The organism is Idiomarina sp. D18, assembly GCF_057748155.1.
Map to the genome: position 1 here is coordinate 1,140,553 of NZ_CM173240.1, position 19,245 is coordinate 1,159,797.

General features: G+C 46.8%; 19 protein-coding genes. 12 read left to right on the plus strand and 7 right to left on the minus strand.

Annotated features, from left to right (window positions below; translation table 11 throughout):
• The first annotated feature begins 59 nt into the window (after positions 1-59).
• Complete coding sequence (gene pyk, locus AC3AP5_RS05400; RefSeq protein ID WP_006955835.1) at positions 60-1,490, plus strand: pyruvate kinase; 1,431 nt, start codon at positions 60-62, stop codon at positions 1,488-1,490.
• 18 nt (positions 1,491-1,508) lie between these two features.
• On the opposite strand, the gene AC3AP5_RS05405 is transcribed toward pyk, so the two are convergent.
• Genes AC3AP5_RS05405 through AC3AP5_RS05420 form a run of 4 tightly spaced genes read right to left on the minus strand, consistent with a single transcriptional unit; the run spans position 1,509 to position 4,997 of the window.
• The gene (locus tag AC3AP5_RS05405; protein ID WP_487327148.1) at positions 1,509-2,357 is read right to left on the minus strand and encodes a DUF6279 family lipoprotein; all 849 of its coding nucleotides are present in this window, start codon (positions 2,355-2,357) and stop codon (positions 1,509-1,511) included.
• On the minus strand, positions 2,357-3,181 hold the full coding sequence (locus AC3AP5_RS05410; RefSeq protein ID WP_006955839.1) for a LytR/AlgR family response regulator transcription factor: 825 nt from the start codon (positions 3,179-3,181) through the stop codon (positions 2,357-2,359). The genes AC3AP5_RS05405 and AC3AP5_RS05410 overlap by 1 nt, the downstream gene beginning before the upstream one ends.
• Complete coding sequence (locus tag AC3AP5_RS05415) at positions 3,178-4,263, minus strand: sensor histidine kinase (RefSeq protein WP_006955840.1); 1,086 nt, start codon at positions 4,261-4,263, stop codon at positions 3,178-3,180. The genes AC3AP5_RS05410 and AC3AP5_RS05415 overlap by 4 nt, the downstream gene beginning before the upstream one ends.
• A gap of 32 nt (positions 4,264-4,295) precedes the next feature.
• Positions 4,296-4,997, minus strand: a complete 702-nt coding sequence (locus AC3AP5_RS05420; RefSeq protein ID WP_006955841.1) for a flagellar brake domain-containing protein — start codon at positions 4,995-4,997, stop codon at positions 4,296-4,298.
• A gap of 78 nt (positions 4,998-5,075) precedes the next feature.
• On the opposite strand from AC3AP5_RS05420, the gene AC3AP5_RS05425 reads away from it, so the two are divergent.
• The gene (locus AC3AP5_RS05425) at positions 5,076-6,851 is read left to right on the plus strand and encodes a M61 family metallopeptidase (protein WP_487327149.1); all 1,776 of its coding nucleotides are present in this window, start codon (positions 5,076-5,078) and stop codon (positions 6,849-6,851) included.
• Here the strand turns inward: AC3AP5_RS05425 and AC3AP5_RS05430 are convergent.
• The 3 genes from AC3AP5_RS05430 to AC3AP5_RS05440 form a co-directional block, all read right to left on the minus strand.
• Positions 6,848-7,711 (minus strand): M23 family metallopeptidase, encoded by an 864-nt coding sequence (locus AC3AP5_RS05430; RefSeq protein ID WP_487327150.1) that lies wholly within the window; start codon positions 7,709-7,711, stop codon positions 6,848-6,850. The two genes, AC3AP5_RS05425 and AC3AP5_RS05430, sit on opposite strands and share 4 nt — an antisense overlap.
• On the minus strand, positions 7,704-8,585 hold the full coding sequence (locus AC3AP5_RS05435) for a 6-carboxytetrahydropterin synthase (RefSeq protein ID WP_006955844.1): 882 nt from the start codon (positions 8,583-8,585) through the stop codon (positions 7,704-7,706). The genes AC3AP5_RS05430 and AC3AP5_RS05435 overlap by 8 nt, the downstream gene beginning before the upstream one ends.
• Positions 8,586-8,662: 77 nt before the next feature.
• Positions 8,663-9,310 carry a LysE family translocator gene (locus tag AC3AP5_RS05440; RefSeq protein ID WP_050749996.1) on the minus strand — a complete coding sequence of 216 codons (648 nt, stop codon included), beginning with the start codon at positions 9,308-9,310 and terminating at the stop codon, positions 8,663-8,665.
• 66 nt (positions 9,311-9,376) lie between these two features.
• On the opposite strand from AC3AP5_RS05440, the gene AC3AP5_RS05445 reads away from it, so the two are divergent.
• From AC3AP5_RS05445 to AC3AP5_RS05490, 10 genes are all read left to right on the plus strand, one after another.
• Complete coding sequence (locus AC3AP5_RS05445; protein WP_487327151.1) at positions 9,377-10,276, plus strand: LysR family transcriptional regulator; 900 nt, start codon at positions 9,377-9,379, stop codon at positions 10,274-10,276.
• An 11-nt stretch (positions 10,277-10,287) separates the two neighbouring features.
• Positions 10,288-10,761, plus strand: a complete 474-nt coding sequence (locus AC3AP5_RS05450) for a GNAT family N-acetyltransferase (protein WP_272978817.1) — start codon at positions 10,288-10,290, stop codon at positions 10,759-10,761.
• Positions 10,762-10,763: 2 nt separating this feature from the next.
• The gene (locus tag AC3AP5_RS05455) at positions 10,764-11,996 is read left to right on the plus strand and encodes a permease (RefSeq protein ID WP_272978816.1); all 1,233 of its coding nucleotides are present in this window, start codon (positions 10,764-10,766) and stop codon (positions 11,994-11,996) included.
• Positions 11,996-12,625 carry a DNA oxidative demethylase AlkB gene (gene alkB, locus AC3AP5_RS05460; protein WP_286682218.1) on the plus strand — a complete coding sequence of 210 codons (630 nt, stop codon included), beginning with the start codon at positions 11,996-11,998 and terminating at the stop codon, positions 12,623-12,625. The genes AC3AP5_RS05455 and alkB overlap by 1 nt, the downstream gene beginning before the upstream one ends.
• Positions 12,626-12,689: 64 nt before the next feature.
• A complete protein-coding gene (locus tag AC3AP5_RS05465; protein WP_487327152.1) occupies positions 12,690-13,217 on the plus strand; it encodes an acyloxyacyl hydrolase in 528 nt (175 codons plus the stop codon).
• 23 nt (positions 13,218-13,240) lie between these two features.
• The gene (gene dkgB / locus AC3AP5_RS05470) at positions 13,241-14,032 is read left to right on the plus strand and encodes a 2,5-didehydrogluconate reductase DkgB (RefSeq protein ID WP_487327153.1); all 792 of its coding nucleotides are present in this window, start codon (positions 13,241-13,243) and stop codon (positions 14,030-14,032) included.
• Between the two features lie 521 nt (positions 14,033-14,553).
• On the plus strand, positions 14,554-16,530 hold the full coding sequence (locus tag AC3AP5_RS05475) for a cytochrome c biogenesis protein CcdA (protein WP_487327154.1): 1,977 nt from the start codon (positions 14,554-14,556) through the stop codon (positions 16,528-16,530).
• Positions 16,523-17,029: a protein disulfide oxidoreductase gene (locus AC3AP5_RS05480; RefSeq protein ID WP_487327155.1), complete on the plus strand. Its 507-nt coding sequence runs from the start codon at positions 16,523-16,525 to the stop codon at positions 17,027-17,029. The genes AC3AP5_RS05475 and AC3AP5_RS05480 overlap by 8 nt, the downstream gene beginning before the upstream one ends.
• Before the next feature lie 23 nt (positions 17,030-17,052).
• A complete protein-coding gene (locus AC3AP5_RS05485; RefSeq protein ID WP_487327156.1) occupies positions 17,053-17,778 on the plus strand; it encodes a thioredoxin domain-containing protein in 726 nt (241 codons plus the stop codon).
• Positions 17,779-17,900: 122 nt separating this feature from the next.
• On the plus strand, positions 17,901-19,226 hold the full coding sequence (locus AC3AP5_RS05490) for an IS4 family transposase (RefSeq protein ID WP_487327157.1): 1,326 nt from the start codon (positions 17,901-17,903) through the stop codon (positions 19,224-19,226).
• Positions 19,227-19,245: the final 19 nt, after the last annotated feature.

Genomic DNA, 19,245 nt, shown 5'->3' on the forward strand with positions numbered 1-19,245 from the left:
GTTAACAAACACTGTGTTAGACTTAACATCCAATCACTTTCAGCTGCTCGGAGTTTTACATGTTGCGCCGTACAAAGATCGTTACCACCCTAGGTCCTGCTACTGATGACCCTAGTGTTCTTAAATCACTTATACAAGCAGGTGCTAATGTAGTACGTCTAAACTTCTCTCATGGTTCGGCGGACGACCATATCAAACGTGCTGAAATGGTTCGTAAGCTATCCGCTGAATTAAAAGCACATGTCGCTATCTTAGGTGATCTGCAAGGACCAAAGATACGGGTAGCACGCTTCAAAAACGACAAAGTCACACTTTCGCAGGGTGAAAAGTTTACCCTCGATGCCCAGTACGATAGCCAATCGGGTGATGAGCACATTGTCGGACTTGATTATAAAGAACTACCACATGACGTTGAGCCGGGTGACATCCTCCTACTGGATGATGGCCGTATTCGTTTGCAAGTTGAACGTATCGATGGGTCTGCTGTACATACGCTGATCGTTGTTGGCGGTCAGTTATCTAATAATAAAGGTATTAATCGGCTCGGTGGCGGACTCTCTGCAAAAGCACTGACAGAAAAGGACTTAGAAGACATAAAAACAGCCGCACAAATCGGTGTGGATTATTTGGCAGTCTCTTTTCCTCGTAGCGGTGACGATATTAACGAGGCACGTCAGCTATTACGTGCGGCAGGCGGGAATGGCGTACTTTGTGCCAAAATTGAACGTGCAGAAGCCGTCGCATCGGAGCACGCGTTGGATGAGATTATAAGAGCATCCGACGCTGTGATGGTCGCACGGGGTGACTTAGGTGTCGAAATTGGCGACGCACAACTCGTCGGTAAACAAAAACTGATAATTAGTCGGGCACGCCAACTCAATAAAGTCGTTATTACGGCAACCCAAATGATGGAGTCCATGATAGAAAATCCGATGCCAACCCGCGCAGAGGTGATGGATGTTGCCAACGCAGTGCTAGATGGCACAGATGCCGTGATGCTATCTGCTGAAACGGCGGCAGGCAAACATCCAGTTGCAACCGTAAAAGCAATGGCTGAAATCTGTCTGGGTGCAGAAACGCATCCAAGTGCCCAACTTAAACATCACGATTTAGAAGAACATTTTTCCAGTATTTCCGAGGCGGCGGCCATGTCCGCAATGTATGCAGCCACCCACCTAACGGGTGTAAAAGCAATTATCGCACTCACGGAATCCGGATTTACGGCTAAATTGATGTCTCGTATTACCTCTCATTTGCCTATTTTCTCGCTATCTCGTCACTCGGGTAGTCGTCATAAGTGTGCATTGTACAGAGGCGTATACCCTATTCAATTTGACTCAACCGAATCAAAAAATCCGATATTAGACGCGATTGCGGTAATAAAGGGTTTGGGGCATGTTGCAAAAGGTGATCTCGTTGTGCTTACACACGGCGATGTCATGGAAACCGTTGGCTCAAGCAATACCTGTAAAGTTATCGAGGTTCAGTAAGCTGACCGCACTTCGGCGTCACGCGCCGAAGTGCGCCTCAATGTCACGACATAACTCGATATATTCATCAAGCTGCTCGATGAGGTTCTCGCGTTGCTCTTGCGTTAGATTTCCACTGAGCTTGGCAAGGTAACGATGGCGAATCGTGCTTTTTGCGCGGCGATTATCCTGTTGGGCCTCTGATAACATTTGTTCAGGGTCCGTAATCAGCGACTTTATCACCTTAGCCTGCATAGGCGATGCTAATAGTGCCTGTTTGAAACTATCGAGCCAACGCTGGCGGTAAGCTAACCAATCATACTCATTAGGAACAGCGTCAGACTCAGATACCCAGGATTTGACCAACTGGCGCTGTTCATCGGTGAGCGAGCCTAGCCGCTCTTCCAAAGCCTCTTGACGACGCTTAACGCGATCATAAGAAGCAAATAAGTCATCGCCCGCTTCCGCTTCTTCCTCGCGCTGCTCATCAAGCTTTTCTTGCATCGAGGTAATTAACTGCTGCTTTTGATCAACTGAGAGCTCATTCAGAAACGCAGTATGCGCCGCTATTTGGTCCTTAATCTGCTGCCAAAAATACCACGCATCGCTTTCAAGTTGTGCGATGAGTTCCTTATCGACTGTGTCTTCAGCAAGCGCCTGCCGCAAACTTTGTAAACGCATTCGATACTGAGGAATTTGTTGGGTAGCGTGCCACTGGTGCAACTCATCGATAATCCTCGATGCGCGCGTTTGTTGGTCATCAGTTAATTCAACATAATCATCGAGTTGCCACTCGATAAAAGTGTCTAAATAACGATAACCAAACTGTGCGGTACAGCCTATTAGCAACGCAGATAAACAAAGTACTGCCGTATAAATTCGACGCATTAGTTTAAGATAAGTTGTTTGATCCTATCTTTGTAACTACGGCTGACTTTTAGTTTTTGACCATTCTTAAGCGAAATATGATATTCACCATTCTGACGCGTGCACAATTTTTCGACTTGGTTGACATTAACGATGGCAGAACGATGGATGCGCTGAAATAAATGAGGATTTAATTCTTTTTCAAGCTCTTTCATGGTTCGACGAAGAATAAACGTTTCCCCGCTCGCATGAATACACATGTAATCACCCGCCGCATCAACCCACTCAATAGCATTCACTGGTACTCGCGTGATCTCGCCACTGTCTTTAATCGCAATGTGTTCCGGGTAACGACTCATCGGAACGTCGTCACCGCTTGCTAAACGCTCCAGAATAACATCACAGTCTTCGCCAGTAACCTCGGCGACCAAGTTGACTAATTTCTGCTGCGTCGCATCGAACTCATTGGGTTCTAATTCTTGCTTCACTCGCTCGATAGTCTCTACTAAACGTTCTTCATCAACAGGTTTAAGCAAGTAATCCAGAGCACGCACTTCGAAAGCACGTATTGCGTATTGGTCGAACGCCGTAACAAACACAATCGCGGGTAACGTCGGCATACATTGTTGCAAAGACTTTAGCACATCAAACCCGTTCAAACCGGGCATCTGAATATCCAAAAATACAATGTCGGGCTTCAACGCACTGATCTCAGCAACCGCTTCGCGACTGTTCCCCTGATGCCCTACCAACGTGATTTCGTCAAATGATTCTAATCGGATCGCCAGTCCTTTACGTGCTAAAGACTCATCGTCCACGATGTAAGCAGTAAAACTACGACTCATACACTCTCCAACGTTTCAAAAGGCAATACGATCTCAACACATAAGCCTTGTGGTTCATTTTTTGTCATACTGAACGTAAATTCATCACCGTAGAGCGCGGCTAATCGCTCGCGTGTGTTTTTAAGACCCACGCCTGCATTCTTCATCAGCAATTCAGGCTGTTCAGGAGCATGAGGTCCATTGTCACACAGTTGCACAATTAAGCGATTGCGCTCAACGTAAGCCTTTAGTGATAATACGCCTTGTTCCTCAGTTTTAGCAATTGCATACTTAATAGCATTTTCAATTAACGGCTGAAAAAGTAGACTCGGCACCAATGCCCGTTTAGCCTCATCACTCACATCTATCAGGATCTCTAAGCGCTCATCAAAGCGCACTTTTTCGATATCGAGGTACAACATCAACGCCTCGACTTCCTTTTTTAAGGTGATCTTCTTAATGGGATCGTTGTCGAGCGAGAAACGCAAGAAATGACTCAAGCGGTTAACCATCTTATTGGCGATAGCTGTATCTTGGACCAAGATCAGCGTAGAAATTGCATTAAGACTGTTGAACAAAAAGTGGGGGTTGAGTTGATAACGCAACATTTTCAACTGCGCTTGGTGCGCCATTGAGGAAGCCATCAGCGCCTTCTGTTTTTCGTTTTGCAACATACGGTAATATTTAATACCAAAATATAAGCCACTCCAGCTCAATACGATGTAGAACTTGGCTATATTATTTTTAAAATAGGCAAGATGACTGTCTGGTGTAAAACCAAACTTATAAATCTCCCAATATGTCGCGTTATCGACCACGGCCCAGAGACACGCGGTAATGTAACTTGCAAGAATAACAACAAACATTAATAACAGTGGATGCCATTCCCAAACGCGTTGGTAAAAATACCGTAACGGAAGCGTAAGCAAGAAACCAGAGTAAGCCCCTAAGACAAGTACAACACCATATATATCGCGCATTTCATGCATTAAGGAACCGATATAATTGACTAATGCATACCCTGCCCATCCGCCGAATTGCAGTAGCCAAAAGCCGCGGTCCGAACTTGGAAACCATGATTTGCTGAGCAATGATTTTAACAACCTTGAAACCTTCTCGTTGAGCGAGCTATAAGTTAGGACTGCGACCGCGAGAGCGCATCAATATCCACTAAGCTGCCGGAAAACAAGCTGTTAATAGCCTCTTTTTGCTGACTATTAAACTGAACACCTAGCGTCGTTTCAGTTTCTGCAGCCTTTACTTGACGTACAATACTTCCCAATTCAACAGTGTTGCCAGACTTCTGATTAACCGTAATGTTAACCCGCTGTCCTGTCTCCCATTTAATCGGACTGGCGGTATCGTCGGCAGCCGCTTCGGCGTTGACGTACTGTAATTTACACCCGGTTTCAGAAACATCGAGAATAATAGCTTCAACGGACGCATCCACCGAATTATCTTCAGACAAACGCGATACCTTGCAAGGTAAGTAAGCGTCAAAGCGTCGACCCTGACGAATAACGCGACTTTCAACCTGCTTAGGCCAGTCTAAAAACAACATTTTGGTTGGGTGGGCGACGACAAAGTCAATATCACTTCTAAACGCACAAATTTCGCCGTTTTCGTTCTCAAGAACAAAGCGAACAATAATCGGAACGCCCTCGTAAAGATGCTCCCGTAACTCTCCATAACGCCTAGAATCAGGCATATTGACAATGAACCAACGTCCTAAAACAGCACCGATAAACTCGGTTTGAAAACGTGCCGGTACATTGAGACCAGAAATTTGTATTTCAACTTTCTGCCCTACCGTCAACTGCTTGATTTTTGCTGCCATGCAATCCCCTACTAATAAAATCAAGTATGCTAATATGTTCGCTATAAGTCATTGACTGTCAAGCAAAGGAGTATCCGTTTGATCCATTATCAGATTACCCCAATTGACCCCAAAGGTCATTTATTTGAGGTCTCGCTGCATATTGAAAAGCCCGATCCCAATGGTCAAGAACTTTGGCTACCTAATTGGATACCGGGAAGTTATCTCATACGCGACTTTAGCAAACATATCGTCGGTATCTATGCAGAAAGCGATGGACGTTCCCTTAAGCTCGATCAAATCAGCAAAAACCGCTGGCGCCTTGAATCCTCGGAGCATGCTATTCAGGTAAAGTACCAAGTATACGCGTTCGACCTCTCCGTGCGAAGCGCTTATCTTGACGAACTACAAGGCTTTTTCAACAACACATCACTCTGTCTTGCCGTCGCCGGGCAAGAGCAAAACCCTTGTCGCTTGAGCCTCGAGCCAAGCGATGCCATCGCACACTGGCGTATTGCAACCGGTATGCCGCGCGTATCCGGAAATGCGCACGGTTGGGGTGAATTTGAAGCGGAAAACTACGATAAATTAATCGACTATCCTTTCTTGCTCGGTGAACTGACCATTGAAGAGTTTATTGCCCATGGAATAAAACACTCGTTAGTACTGAGCGGCCGACACAAAGCCGATACTTCGCGCATCACCGCTGACCTAGCGCGTATTTGTGAATATCAGCTAAAAATGTTTGGCGAACCCGCACCCTTTAAGCACTACACATTCTTAACCATGGTCGTAGGCGATGGATTTGGCGGACTTGAGCACAACAACTCGACTGCGCTGGTGTGCAGCCGCAAGGACCTCATTAAACCTGGGCAGACTAAGGTAGACGATAACTATGAGACGTTTTTAAGCTTATGCTGCCACGAGTATTTCCATAGCTGGAATATTAAAACGCTGAAGCCTAAAGCTTTTATTCCCTACCCGCTGGAGCAAGAAACCTACACAGAACAACTGTGGTTCTACGAGGGCATGACCTCATATTTTGATGATTACCTACTTCATCGTGCCGGCATTATTTCTGCTGATCGTTATTTACGTTTGCTGGGCAACACCTTGGCGCGTGTTGAACGCGGTGTCGGACAGCATCAACAATCCGTGACTGAATCGAGCTTTTTAGCTTGGACCAAGTTCTACCAACAGAATGAAAACGCGCCCAATAGCATTGTTAGTTACTATGCTAAAGGGGCTCTTATCGCCTTGTGTTTGGACTTAACCATTCGTCTACAAAGCGATCATCAACTCGATTTACAGCAAATAATGCATGACTTTTGGCATCGGTACGGTAAAACCGGCGAAGGTACTGAAGATCACACTTTTTTCGAATACTTGAGCCACTATACAGCCCTTGACGTGAATGAGTTCCTTCACGACGCTTTATATTCTCGTGAGCAACTGCCCGTGTCAGAGCTGTTAGAGAATTTTGGCGTAAAGGTGTCACGACATGTGCCCGCCAACGACTTACAAAGTAACGGCAAATTACCCGAAAAGTCCGCTAAAGTGACCTTAGGAGCGCGTTACAAAAACCATCCTCAAGGATTGGAGTTAACGCAGGTATACCACGATGAAAGCGCTTATGAAGCAGGGTTATCAGCCAATGACCGCTTAATAGCCATCGACCATCTCCAAGTTACCAGCGATAACATCAACGAAATATTAGATGCATTCAAGCCGGGCGATAGCGTTACTGTGCACGCCTTTAGACGTGACGAATTGCGAACATTAAAGCTGACTTGGCAAGCACCTAAGAAAACAAGCTACGTGCTTTCTATCACGCAGCCTGAGTATCTTAATGATTGGTTGAAAATCAACCTTTAGTTATTTGCGAGAGGATATAGCTGGGGTAATAGTGCAGGATCGAGGCGCTCATTGCCCCAGTTTACGCGCCAATCAAGGTGTGGGCCCGTGGCGCGGCCCGATGCGCCTACTTCACCAATCTTTTCACCCTGCTGAATGGTATCACCGACCTCAACCGAGAGCTTGCTTAGGTGCAGGTACGTGGTATTCACACGGTACCCATGATCGATAATGAGTGTGCCACCTGAATAGAACAAATCAGGTTCTGCTAGCGTCACCACACCACTCCAAGGCGCGTAGACGGGGGTTCCAGTCGGTGCGGCAATATCTTCGCCATAATGAGGGCGGCGAGGTTCACCATTATAGAATCGCTGTGAACCATAAACACCACTGATACGCCCTTCCGCAGGCTTACGTACCGGGGTCATAAAGTCCATTCGTTTCGAGTCAGTTTGGCGAGCACGCCATACTTTAGCTGCTTCAGCCTTGGCGCGTTTAACCTGCTCGGGATCCGGGGTGACTGTTTTTTGCGGCACACCTTCAACTCGATCAATCTTGTATTCACGTTTGCTTAAAGTCAGATTAATCGGTGTTTTTTCTGAGCCTTCAACCACTTCAAGGGTTTGATTTAACGCAGCATCGCGACCAAAACCAATAACAAAGTAACCATCATCACTGATATCAAGGCGCTCACCTTGATAAACTACCTCTGAGTTGGGCTCAACTTGACCGATCAGCAACGCCCCCTGAGTCAACTCGCCGTACCATGTCACGGGTGTCTCTGTCACGGGTGTCTCTTCCTGAGCCGCTTTAGCTGCGCTGCCAAACGCAATACTCACTATCGATAATAGTGGGATAATCACTTTGAAACGGTTAAGCATAAGCAATTGCTCCTTTGCCTACTCCCTCGAACGCTCTAACCCGTACACGTTGCTCAGGATGGTCTTGTTTGATTTTTGCAGCAATAAACTCTGCAATACACTCCACCGTAGAGTCCGAATCAATAAAATCGTTCTCACTCTTAGGTACGATCAATTCAAACAAGCCTTGATCAGCAACATAACTGTAACCCACATGAGTCGCTTCACTGAGCTGCTTAGCCGATTCTGACCGCTGTAACCGTTTAATCTCTGCTTTGTCTTCTTCTGAACCAATGTAAATATCAGCCCATCGCTCAGACCATTGTTTCTCGAGCACTGGTTGACGAATATTATCCAACGCAATTTGAATTTTTGAACGGTGACCGTGAGCGATACGCTGGCAGTTACCGTCATGCTTCTTGAGCCCATGCGTATAATGATAATAGAAGCCATCGATTGCTTCGGGGCGCAGCGACAAGCGCAATCCTTGTACGTTACCGGGCAATTCGCGTTTTATTACTGCGCGTAAGTAGTCGGTCACGGTCAGTGCATCCACTTTTTCCGCATCGATATAAGCAAAGGCTTCAGCAGGACAAAATAGATGAATCGAGCGCCCTTCGGGACGCATAAAGTCAACCCAGTGAGACTCGTCGTCATCAGAGTGTGTGACACGTGTGTATGCGTGGCTACTCGGTACCAGTAGCTTATGATCAACTGACCGATCAATAATCGCTTTGATCTGCTTCTTCACGCGACCAAAATCAAGCACCATCGACTGTTCATTAAGTGAGCCATCGAGCTCAATATCTACAATCCAGCTTTCGCCCACGATGCCGCGCTCGGCACATAGGTAAGAACAATCAATCACGGTCAAATCATCTACAAATAACAGCATAGCTCTCGCTTACATCTCATAAAAATCGGTTCAATTATAACGCTATTCATTGGGTTACGCACCCAGTGCTCATCGGCTTAAACAATAATTTTCAGTTCGCTGAGTACATCAATGAATAAATGCACAGCGAGGGCAATCAATAACACACCCATGAGTCGATCAACCCAGTGCATGTAACGCCACACGCGTTTAAATACGCGCTCCGACGACAGCACTCGGGACAGAAACAAAAACCATACGCCCGTGGCGAGAATTAAATAAATGGCATAGCTTAACTGCCAAGCAAATGGTGTGTCAGGGCTAATCACTACAGTAAACAATGTCAGAAAGAACAACGTTGCTTTGACATTCAACCCATTAGTAATAAAGCCCGTCATAAACGCGCGCCTTTCAGACGGACGTTGCGGGTCGTGCTCATGGGTGTCGGGCGCAGGTTTCGGTTTTGACTGCAATGCGCCCACGCCCATGTAGGCTAAATAGAGCGCACCCGCTGTCAAAATAGCTGCATATAACCACTGCGTTTGTTTAATAATAATGGCTACACCCACCAGTGAATAAGTCACATGCAAAATAATACCTGCGGCTACGCCCAAGCTCACAAACGCGCCGATTTTGCGACCGTAAGATAAGCTATAACGCGTCACCACCGCGAAGTCTGGACCAGGACTTGCAACGGCGAGCAGATGATAGGTGGCAATAGTAATAAACTCAGCCCAATAAGACACGACTTGCGCCTCCATGCAATTAAGGTTAACTTTTAGTTAATTCAAATTAAATAAAACTGGTCAACTATGAGCACTAAATCAAACTTATCGCTGAATGCTCTGCGCGTGTTTGACGTCGCGGCGCGTGCAGGCACCTTCAAACAAGCCGCTCAGCAGTTGGGCGTCACCCAAGCGGCTGTCACACGACAGATTCAGACACTCGAAAATCAGTTAGGCATGCGCTTATTTCAACGCGACAACCGTGTTCATGCACTAACGCCGGCGGGATTAGAGCTTGCCCCCGCACTCGAAAGTATTTTTCGCGAGTTAGATCACACCATACAACGTGCCCGCTCCACCGCGGATCATAACATTACCCGGCTTACACTGGCTATTAGTTCTGAGCGTCTACGTTACTGGCTACAAGATCGCCTTGCTGACTTTCACTCGATTTACCCACATATCCAACTCAGCTTTGTTCGTAGCGATGAGCAAGTCAATGATGCACAGCAAGCTGACTGGGCGAGTCAAATTCAACACGAAAACATTGATCTGCTTATCAGCCAAAGTCTTTTACGGGATACGCAAATACAGCAAACCACACTCTATAAACCGAGTTATGTCGCGATCAGCCCCGATGCAAATTGTGACTCGACTCAGGCAACGTGGTTTGTCGATAAGGCACACCCCATGCATCAACGAGTGATAGAACAGCACACAAACCGCACTCACCCGCTGACTATTAATCAATGTGCCGATACGACTATGGCGCTCGACTTGGCACACACATATCAAGGAGTGGCTATTGTCGATGAACAACTGACACAGCATCCATCATTATCAGACTGGCACACTTTGGGCAAAACTGAGTCGTCACAGAGTGTAGCTGTGTATGCGCAGTATCGTAAAAAGCGTCGCTATTCCGTTGCGCTCGTCGCGCTACTTAACTGGCTTAAGTTACAAGTCAAAGATATCGATGCATCCTAGGAGTCGCCAATATGCCCAATTCCAGCCTAAAGACTGAGCGCTTTAATTTAGATCGTCACGCGATTGCAAAGGTGGTATCTATCGAACAACAGCTCTACGATAACCTCGCCTATCCTGAACTATTGTTCTATCAGGCCGCACATCAATGGCCGAACTCTCAGTTTATTTGTCGTGATAACAATGACATCCTTGCGTATGCCATGTACGCGCCGGCCGAAAAGGCCAATACATTATGGTTGATGTCCGCCGCAGTAAAGCCAGGTTGCCAAGGCCGTGGCGTGGGCACAAAACTGTTAAGCGATAGTTTGCGTAGTTTAGATGAGCAGGGGGTGACATGTGTCCTTCTAAGCGTCGCCCCAAGCAACGCAGCCGCAATCAGCGTATACCAAAAACTTGGTTTCGAAGTTGTTAGAAAGGCTGAGCATTACCTCGGGCTGCGTGAACACAGACTCATAATGCAGAGGAAAATCACAAACAAGGATTAGCCATGAATTTTTTACAAGAGTGGGCAAATGCAGCACACACCAGTGTTGGCTTCTTTTGGATGGCCTTGTGGGCGTTCGCGCTCGGATATCTAATAAGTAGTCTTATTCAGGTCATGATCAGTCGTGGACATATGAAAAGCCTGATGGGTGACGACTCAGCTAAATCGATGACACTCGGCACTTTTTTTGGGTTTATTTCGAGCTCTTGCAGTTTCGCAGCGCTTTCAACAACGCGCGCTTTGTTTAATAAAGGCGCCTCCTTCCCCGCCTCCATGGCATTTTTACTTGCATCCACCAACCTCGTTATCGAACTTGGGTTCGTGATTGCGATCTTCTTGAGTTGGCAGTTTGTCGCAGGTGAATATATTGGTGGCGTGTTACTTATCGCTTTTGCTTGGCTATATATTAAGCTGACATCACCTACGGGTTTGATTAAATCGGCTCGCAAAAACGAAAACGCTGAAGATGAGGACAACTCAACGAAGCCATGGAGCGCCTTGCTGACACGCGAAACATGGCAACAAGTCGCAAAAAAATACCAAATGGAATGGCAGATGGTGTGGCAAGACGTGCTTCTTGGCTTCACTGCTGCGGGTATCATTTCCGCCTTTGTACCCAGTGAGTTTTTTAACTGGTTATTCCAAGGTTCTGGCGCCAATGTCGCTGACGCATCGTTTTTGGAAGTGCTACAACAGACCATTGTGGGTCCTTTAGCCGCGTTCTTCACCTTTATTGGTTCAATGGGTAACATTCCGCTCGCCGCAGTGCTATACGGTGAGGGAGTCGCCTTTGCGGGCGTCATGGCGTTTATATTCTCCGACTTAATCGTATTGCCAGTGTTGCGTATCAACGCTAAGTACTACGGTTGGAAAATGGCGTTATACATTGCCCTGATGTTATTCGTCTGTTTGGTATTAACCGCCTTAACGTTGCATTATGGCTTGTTTGCTTTTGACGCCCTGCCCGACCATTCCCAACAACAAAAAATCACCGAACGTGCGTTCTTCTCGGTCGACTACGGGTTCATTCTTAACCTGATCTTTTTAGCTGTGAGCGCGGGTTTAATCTATTTGACTCAGCGGCAGAAAAAGCAACATAACCATCACGAACACCACCATCATCATGATCACGACCATGGTAGCAGTAACTCATGGCGCGACTCTCTGATGAACGGTCTTTGTATTATTGCCGGCGTTTGGTTAATTGCAGGTCTGATACTGTATGGGACGCTTTAATGCCTCTGTTGGACGCGTCTGAACCCATTGAGTTTGCGCCTGGGGCATGGCTCTTTCCGAATCATGCCTCAGAACAGGCTGCGGATATACTGGTGGCGATACGTGAGTGTGTGCGTCAAGCGCCGCTTCGTCATTTTATGACGCCTGGCAATAAGACGATGTCAGTGTTGAGTAGTAACTGCGGTGATTTCGGGTGGGTTTCGGATAGCAAAGGCTACCGCTATCAAGCAACCGACCCCAAGTCAGATAAACCTTGGCCTGAAATGCCGTCGATTTTGCTTAATGACGCAACACAAGTCGCTGAACAAGCAGGCTACCCCGGATTTTTGCCTAATACCTGCTTAATAAATGTATACAAACCCAGTGCTAAAATGGGACTGCATCAGGATCGCGATGAGTCAGATCTTAGCCAACCGGTGGTGTCCTTTTCATTTGGCTTGCCCGCGCGTTTTATTTGGGCGGGTCAAACGCGCACAGGCTCAAAGCAGCGTATTCCCCTTAATCACGGTGATGTATTAGTTTGGGGCGGACCTAGCCGACTCAATTATCATGGAATTGATAAACTCGTCGAAGGCACCCACCCGCTCACGCAACAAACACGTGTGAATCTCACATTAAGAAAAGCTTAATTTTTTCTGATCCTTTTACATACAGTCACGTATTTATCATTACCTGTATGTGAGAGGAAGTAGTATGAGCAGTATCAAAACCGCGGCTGTCGCATTGGCAGCAGCAACCTTTTTATTACCTGTAAAAGCCGATGAATGGCACGTATCCGCTTCGTATTCCACCGACCAATTGCGTGGTGCACGAATCGGCTACCGCACTGAGAGTACGCAATTCAGCTTTTTAGATTGGGCAGGCAGCCCGCAAGTAAGTCTCGAGATGGGTTTCAATCATTGGCAGGATTCAAATGACACATCGGATAACATCACCGCATTGACCGTGTCACCTGTGTTCCAATGGCAATTGACCGAAAGCGCCACGCCACTCTATTTAGAGGCCGGCATCGGCGGTAGTTATTTTGATAAAACCCGTATTGGCGACCGCCGTTTATCAACACAATTTCAGTTTGAAGACCGCGTAGGATTGTCTTGGCAGTATAGCGCTGATAGTAAAGCAAGAATTACAGTACAGTACTCCCATTATTCTAATGCGGATATCGAAAGGCCCAACGATGGATTGGACTTTTATTCGATTTATTGGGTACTACCTATATGAATAGCTTAACAAAGGAGGCGATTATGATTCCCCAGTTTGGTATGGGTACCTTTAGATTAGAAGGACAGGAACTCACCGAACTCGTTAGTGCTGCCATTGATATGGGCTACGAGCACATCGATACCGCGCAGTTTTACGATAACGAAGCCGATGTCGGTAAAGCACTCGCTCAACACACCAACAAGGACGTGTTTGTCACGACCAAAGTGTGGTACGAAAAGCTTGCCTATCAAGACGTGCTTGATTCGCTACAAGTGAGCCGCGATAAACTACAACGCGACACCATCGATCTTGCGCTGATTCATTGGCCCTCACCAAATGACGAAGTGCCTGTTGAGGAAACCCTAGACGCGCTGCAGAAAGCCCAGCAAGATGGGTTAATCAAGCACCTAGGTGTCTCCAATTTCACCATCGATTTGTTAAATCGTGCGGTTGCGCACGTGGGGAAAGATAAAATCCTCACCAATCAGATCGAGGTCCATCCATTCTTTCAAAACCATGCGATAACCGATGCCTGTAAGCAAATGGGTGTTAAAGTAACGGCTTATTTACCGTTGGCAAAAGGCGCTGTGATGGATAACTCAGTGATGCAAGATATTGCTGAGAAACACAATGTCTCGCCGGCACAAGTCGCTATTGCATGGCAGTTGGCGAATGACTATGTCGCGATTCCGTCAACCACCAAGGTGGAACATTTGAAGTCGAATTTTGATGCGCAAAACTTGAAGCTCGACCAAGATGACATGAAGGCAATCGCGGATATTGATAAAGACGATCGCCTCATCGATCCCGACTTCTCGCCTGACTGGGACTAACGAGTTCGTAAAAGGCAGTGTGCGCAGCACGCTGCCTATTGAACATCGCTTACGTTCTGGCACAATACAGTAAATAATACTGAATAGTCAGCGGTGCCATGACCCCCTTCTCTAAAACACAAAAGCCCTCTTTCATTGCGGTGTGTGTCGCACTCGCGGTGGTCTTTGTGTTGTGTTGGGGTAACCGTTTTAATCTAATTAATACCTGTCAGCTGAATGACCAACATAATTCAGTCACAGCATCGTTCGACACGAGTAATAAGACGCCTCAAGCGAGTCATAAACAGTGTGATCACGCCTCACACTTGCTAAAAGTCAGTCAATTAGATATCAGCGCAATGGCATTATTTGTTGCGTTTATTGGCTTTGTACTCTTTTCCAAAAGCGATACGCCAGCACCTAGCTATGCGAATCGATTCGTAAAGCCCAAACGAAGGTGCCACACCCTCTTCTGCTTATTTCTGGAATAGCTTCTTACGTTTGCTTCGAAAACGTATTTTTTAGCTATTTTAGGAGTATCAATGAACACAGCAAAATTTGTAGGCTACCTACGCTGGTTTAGCGTATGTTTAAGCCTTTTGATGTCACCGTTCAGCTGGGCACAAGGCTCAACTTCCACGGGTTGGTTAACGAGTCCCGATCACGACGCGGTCAAGGTCAAACTTGCAGTGACAGGCGAATTCAATCCCGAAACCCGCGTATTACCGGCACTGTTAACGGTGCAACTTAAAGATGAATGGAAAACGTACTGGCGAGCACCTGGTGAAGGCGGTATTCCACCGCGTATCGACTTGGCTTCGTCAAAAGGTATTGAACGCATCAACTGGCATTGGCCAACACCGAGTGAGTATTACGTACAATCCATTCGCACAGCCGGCTATAAACACCAAGTCACGTTTCCCCTCGAAATCGTTGTATCTGAAACAACTGAAAGTGCTCAGTTGGATGCTGTATTCACGTTATCGAGCTGCACGAATATCTGTGTGCTAACCGATTTTCCGCTGCAACTGAATATTGATGTTAACCAACTTACGCCAGACAGCGAACAGAGCTTTGCGTTTGCACAAGCAATGAGTCTAGTACCGCGGCCACTCGGTAACGCGCAAGTGACGCGCGCTGACTACAACGCTGATGATCAACAACTGAGTTTTGTGTTATCGCGCACATCGCGCTGGGATTCGCCACAGGTGTTTGTGCACAGTGAAGATAAACAACTTGATGAAGTGGTTTTTAAACTCGTCCAACAGAAGGTGAGCGTTGATGGGAAGCGTTTAATCGCCAGGTTTAAAGCATCTCATTGGCTCGAGCTACCAGAACTCGTCAATCGACAAGTCAGCATCACCGTAAATGACGATCCATTCAGTGCGGTTTACACAACACAACTCGAACGGAGTAATAGCACGACAACGAATGACCCCCTCGATACTATGACTATTTGGGGGGCACTATTCGCCGCTCTGCTGGGTGGTTTAATTCTCAATATAATGCCCTGCGTCTTACCAGTCCTTGGAATCAAGGTGCAATCTCTGATCGCTAACAGCGACGCATCAGCGCGGCAGGTTCGGTATCAGTTTCTCGCCACAGCTATGGGTGTTATCAGCACCTTTATCGTTATTGGCGCTCTACTCGGCCTGTTAAAACTGAGTGGCGTGCGGATCAGTTGGGGAATGCAGTTTCAAAACCCTTGGTTTATCGCAGTACTGGCGTTCATTACATTGGCTTTTGCAATAAATTTGTTCGGGCTTTATCAGATCCGCCTCCCGCAGTGGCTCAATCAATGGGCGCTAAAGTCACAGCGTAGTTCGTTATTAGGTCATTTCAGTCAAGGCGTATTTGCCACTGTATTAGCAACGCCGTGTACTGCCCCCTTTTTAGGGACTGCGGTGGCGTTCGCACTAGGCGCGCCAATGTATTTGTTACTGCTGATATTCTTCGGGCTCGGTGTTGGTATGGCGCTGCCTTGGTTGTCCATCGCGGCATTTCCACAAACCCGTAAGTTGTTACCCAAACCCGGGCCGTGGCTGAAATGGGTGAAGCCGATATTTGGTGCCTTGTTGCTCGCCACAAGCGTCTGGCTATTCACATTGTTAACACCGTATTGGTTAAAGGCATCCAGCGAATCAACTTCAGCAGAGCAAACCAGCGAACGCCCTTGGCAAACGCTCTCGTTTAAGACGATTCATCAGGCGGTTACCCAAGGAAAAGTCGTATTTGTAGATGTCACAGCAGACTGGTGTATTACCTGTAAAGCCAATAAGCTCGGTGTACTTGAACAAGAGCCGGTGTACAGCGCGCTCGCAGCACCTGACCTGATTCGTATGCGCGGTGATTGGACCGTGCGAAATGATTATATCACTGACTATCTTCGCGCCTATGGACAATACGGCGTGCCATACAACCGAGTATACGGACCGGGCGCTCCCGAAGGGATTGAGTTACCCATCATCCTTACCAGCGATGCCGTAATGCAAGCCATCAAGGACGCGAGAAATGAATAAATGGGGTCTGAGATTTATTAAATTACTGGGTTACCTTGTTGTCGCCGCCGCGATCGCCTTCGGCGTCGACTTGTATCGTAACAATAACGTACCCACTACGTTGCCAAGCGAATTAACACTCAAAAGCCTGGCTGGCGAGCCGTTATCTATTGCTAAGATGAGTGAAGCAACACCCGTAGTGCTGTATTTCTGGGCGACCTGGTGTCCCGTCTGTCCAACGGTCTCGCCGACTGTGGACTGGTTAAGTGACGACTACACCGTTATTTCTGTCGCATTGAGATCGGGACACGACAAAAAGGTTTCCGCTTATTTACAAAGTAACCAACTCGACTTCACAACAATTAATGATGATAGTGGTCAGATATCGCGGCTATTTAATGTGGGCGTAACCCCCACCATTTTAATTATTAATAACCATAAAGTGACCAGCGCCACTAGTGGCTTCACTTCGCCACCGGGCATCCTAGCGCGCTTATGGTTCAGCAAGTTACAAAATTAACTTTAAAAAATAAGGAATTAACCATGATTAAACGATTCACACTGTGTATCAGCGCTGCGCTGATTAGCCATGCGATAAGTGCCCAGTCACTGACTGAAACGCAAGAAGCCGATCTTACTAAAATCGAAACCATGCTCCGCGATAACCCGCAACTTATTGGAAATATGCGTCAGGGATTAGAAAACTTTCTAGAGGAACAAAAAGCGCAAAAAGCGACCTACCAAGAATATAAGGACTGGCTTTTTGATAGCTCTACACACCCTACTCTAGGCAATATTGATGCCGCGCATTCGATCGTCATTTTTACGGATTATAACTGTCCCTACTGCAAAAAGCTGGAGCCCAGTTTAGAGCGTTTAATTGAAGAATACCCATCGGTCAATGTCATTAATATCATTGTGCCGCTACGTCAGCGCTCTGTTGATGGTATCAACACCAATGCAACTGAGTTTGGGCTGAGTGTTTGGTCGAATGCTTCCGATAGTTACTATGATGTGCATACACTGCTAATGAGCAAATCAGGAATGCATAACGCAGATTCACTTCGAGCAATCGCCGAACGCACGGAAACACAAGCGTGGTTGAAAGACCCGCAAGCAAGCAAAGAAACGATTAAGAAGAATTTACAGACGTTTCAAGCGCTAGGGTTTCGTGGTACTCCTACCATCATGATTGGTGAACAGTGGATACCTGGTTTTATTCAGTATGGTCAGATCGAACAAATTGCCAAGCAAGAATTCGGTCTATAGATTGCTTTCTAAGGGGCTCCTATGCCTAATGCCGATCAGTTAAGAAATTTTCAATGATCGGTTGACCGATCCGGCAGAGTCTTCAAAATCCATAGTCAGAATTTCTGGCTATGGATTTTTTTATGTTTTTAAGTCAAGCGTTAGAACAGCTGCAAGAGTTTACCCCAGATGATTTCAGTAAGTTACCCGACTTACTCGAGCCTGAATTAGTCGAGCAATGCTTGCAGGATACAGGCGTTACGACAGTGCGTAAGCGGCGCTTGCCCATGGATTTTATGGTGTGGGCTGTTGTTGGCATGGCGCTTTTCAGAGACATGCCCATGCGGCAACTGGTTTCGCATCTTGATTTAATGTTGCCTGGTAACAGGCCCTACGTTGCAGCCAGTGCTGTGGTTCAGGCACGTCAGCGCTTAGGCGCTGATGTGATGAAGCGGATGTTCGAGCTCACTAATCAGTTATGGTTCGATAAATTACCCACGTCTCATTGGAATAACCTATCGATTTTGGCAGTGGACGGGACTGTCTGGCGTACACCCGATACGCCTGAAAATAGTGCGAGCTTTGGACGTACAGCGAATCAACTCAAAGAGTCAGACTATCCTCAAATTCGTATGGTTAATCAAATGGAGGTCAGCAGTCATTTAGTGACAGCAACGGAGTTTGGCAGTATTGCACAAGCCAGTGAAGTTGATTTGGCGGCTAAACTTATCGAGCGAACGCCTGACCATTCACTAACGCTATTCGATAAGGGCTTCTATGCGCTGGGGCTATTAGAGCAGTGGCATCGGGCGGGTGAAGAGCGCCACTGGCTTATCCCGCTCAGAAAAGGCGCGCAATATACTGTAAAAACATCATTCAGTAGCACCGATAAACTGGTGGAAATTAAGTTATCCCCACAGGCAAAAAAGAAGTGGGATAACGCACCCGAAACCGTTGAAGCTCGGTTGGTGAGCAAGAAAGTCGGTAAGAAAGATGTGGCTATCTTAACCTCAATGACAGATACGATGCGCTATCCGGAAGCGGATATCGTGGACTTATATGCTCACCGCTGGGAAATCGAACAAGCTTACCGAGAAATGAAGCAGTATATGCTGAAAAATGAACTGACCTTGCGAAGTAAGCGTCCCGAGCTAGTTGAACAAGAGCTCTGGGGCATGCTCGTAGCATACAACTTGTTACGATATATGATGGCTCAAATGGCTTACAGCCTGAAGCAGGTCGAGCCCAATCAAATCAGCTTTAAACAGGCATCGCACTACCTCGTTGGACAGCTTCATATGCTCGTAAATATCTCTCCAGGGAAAATACCCAAAGTCATGGAGCAGATGATGGAAATGGCCAGCGCGTTTGTATTACCTGACCGACGAGAACGGCACTATCCACGAGCAATAAAAAGGCGACCGCAACGTTATCCGATGCGGTCGCCTAGAAAAAATGCTAGTCGTTAGCTTAACTGACAAGCATTAG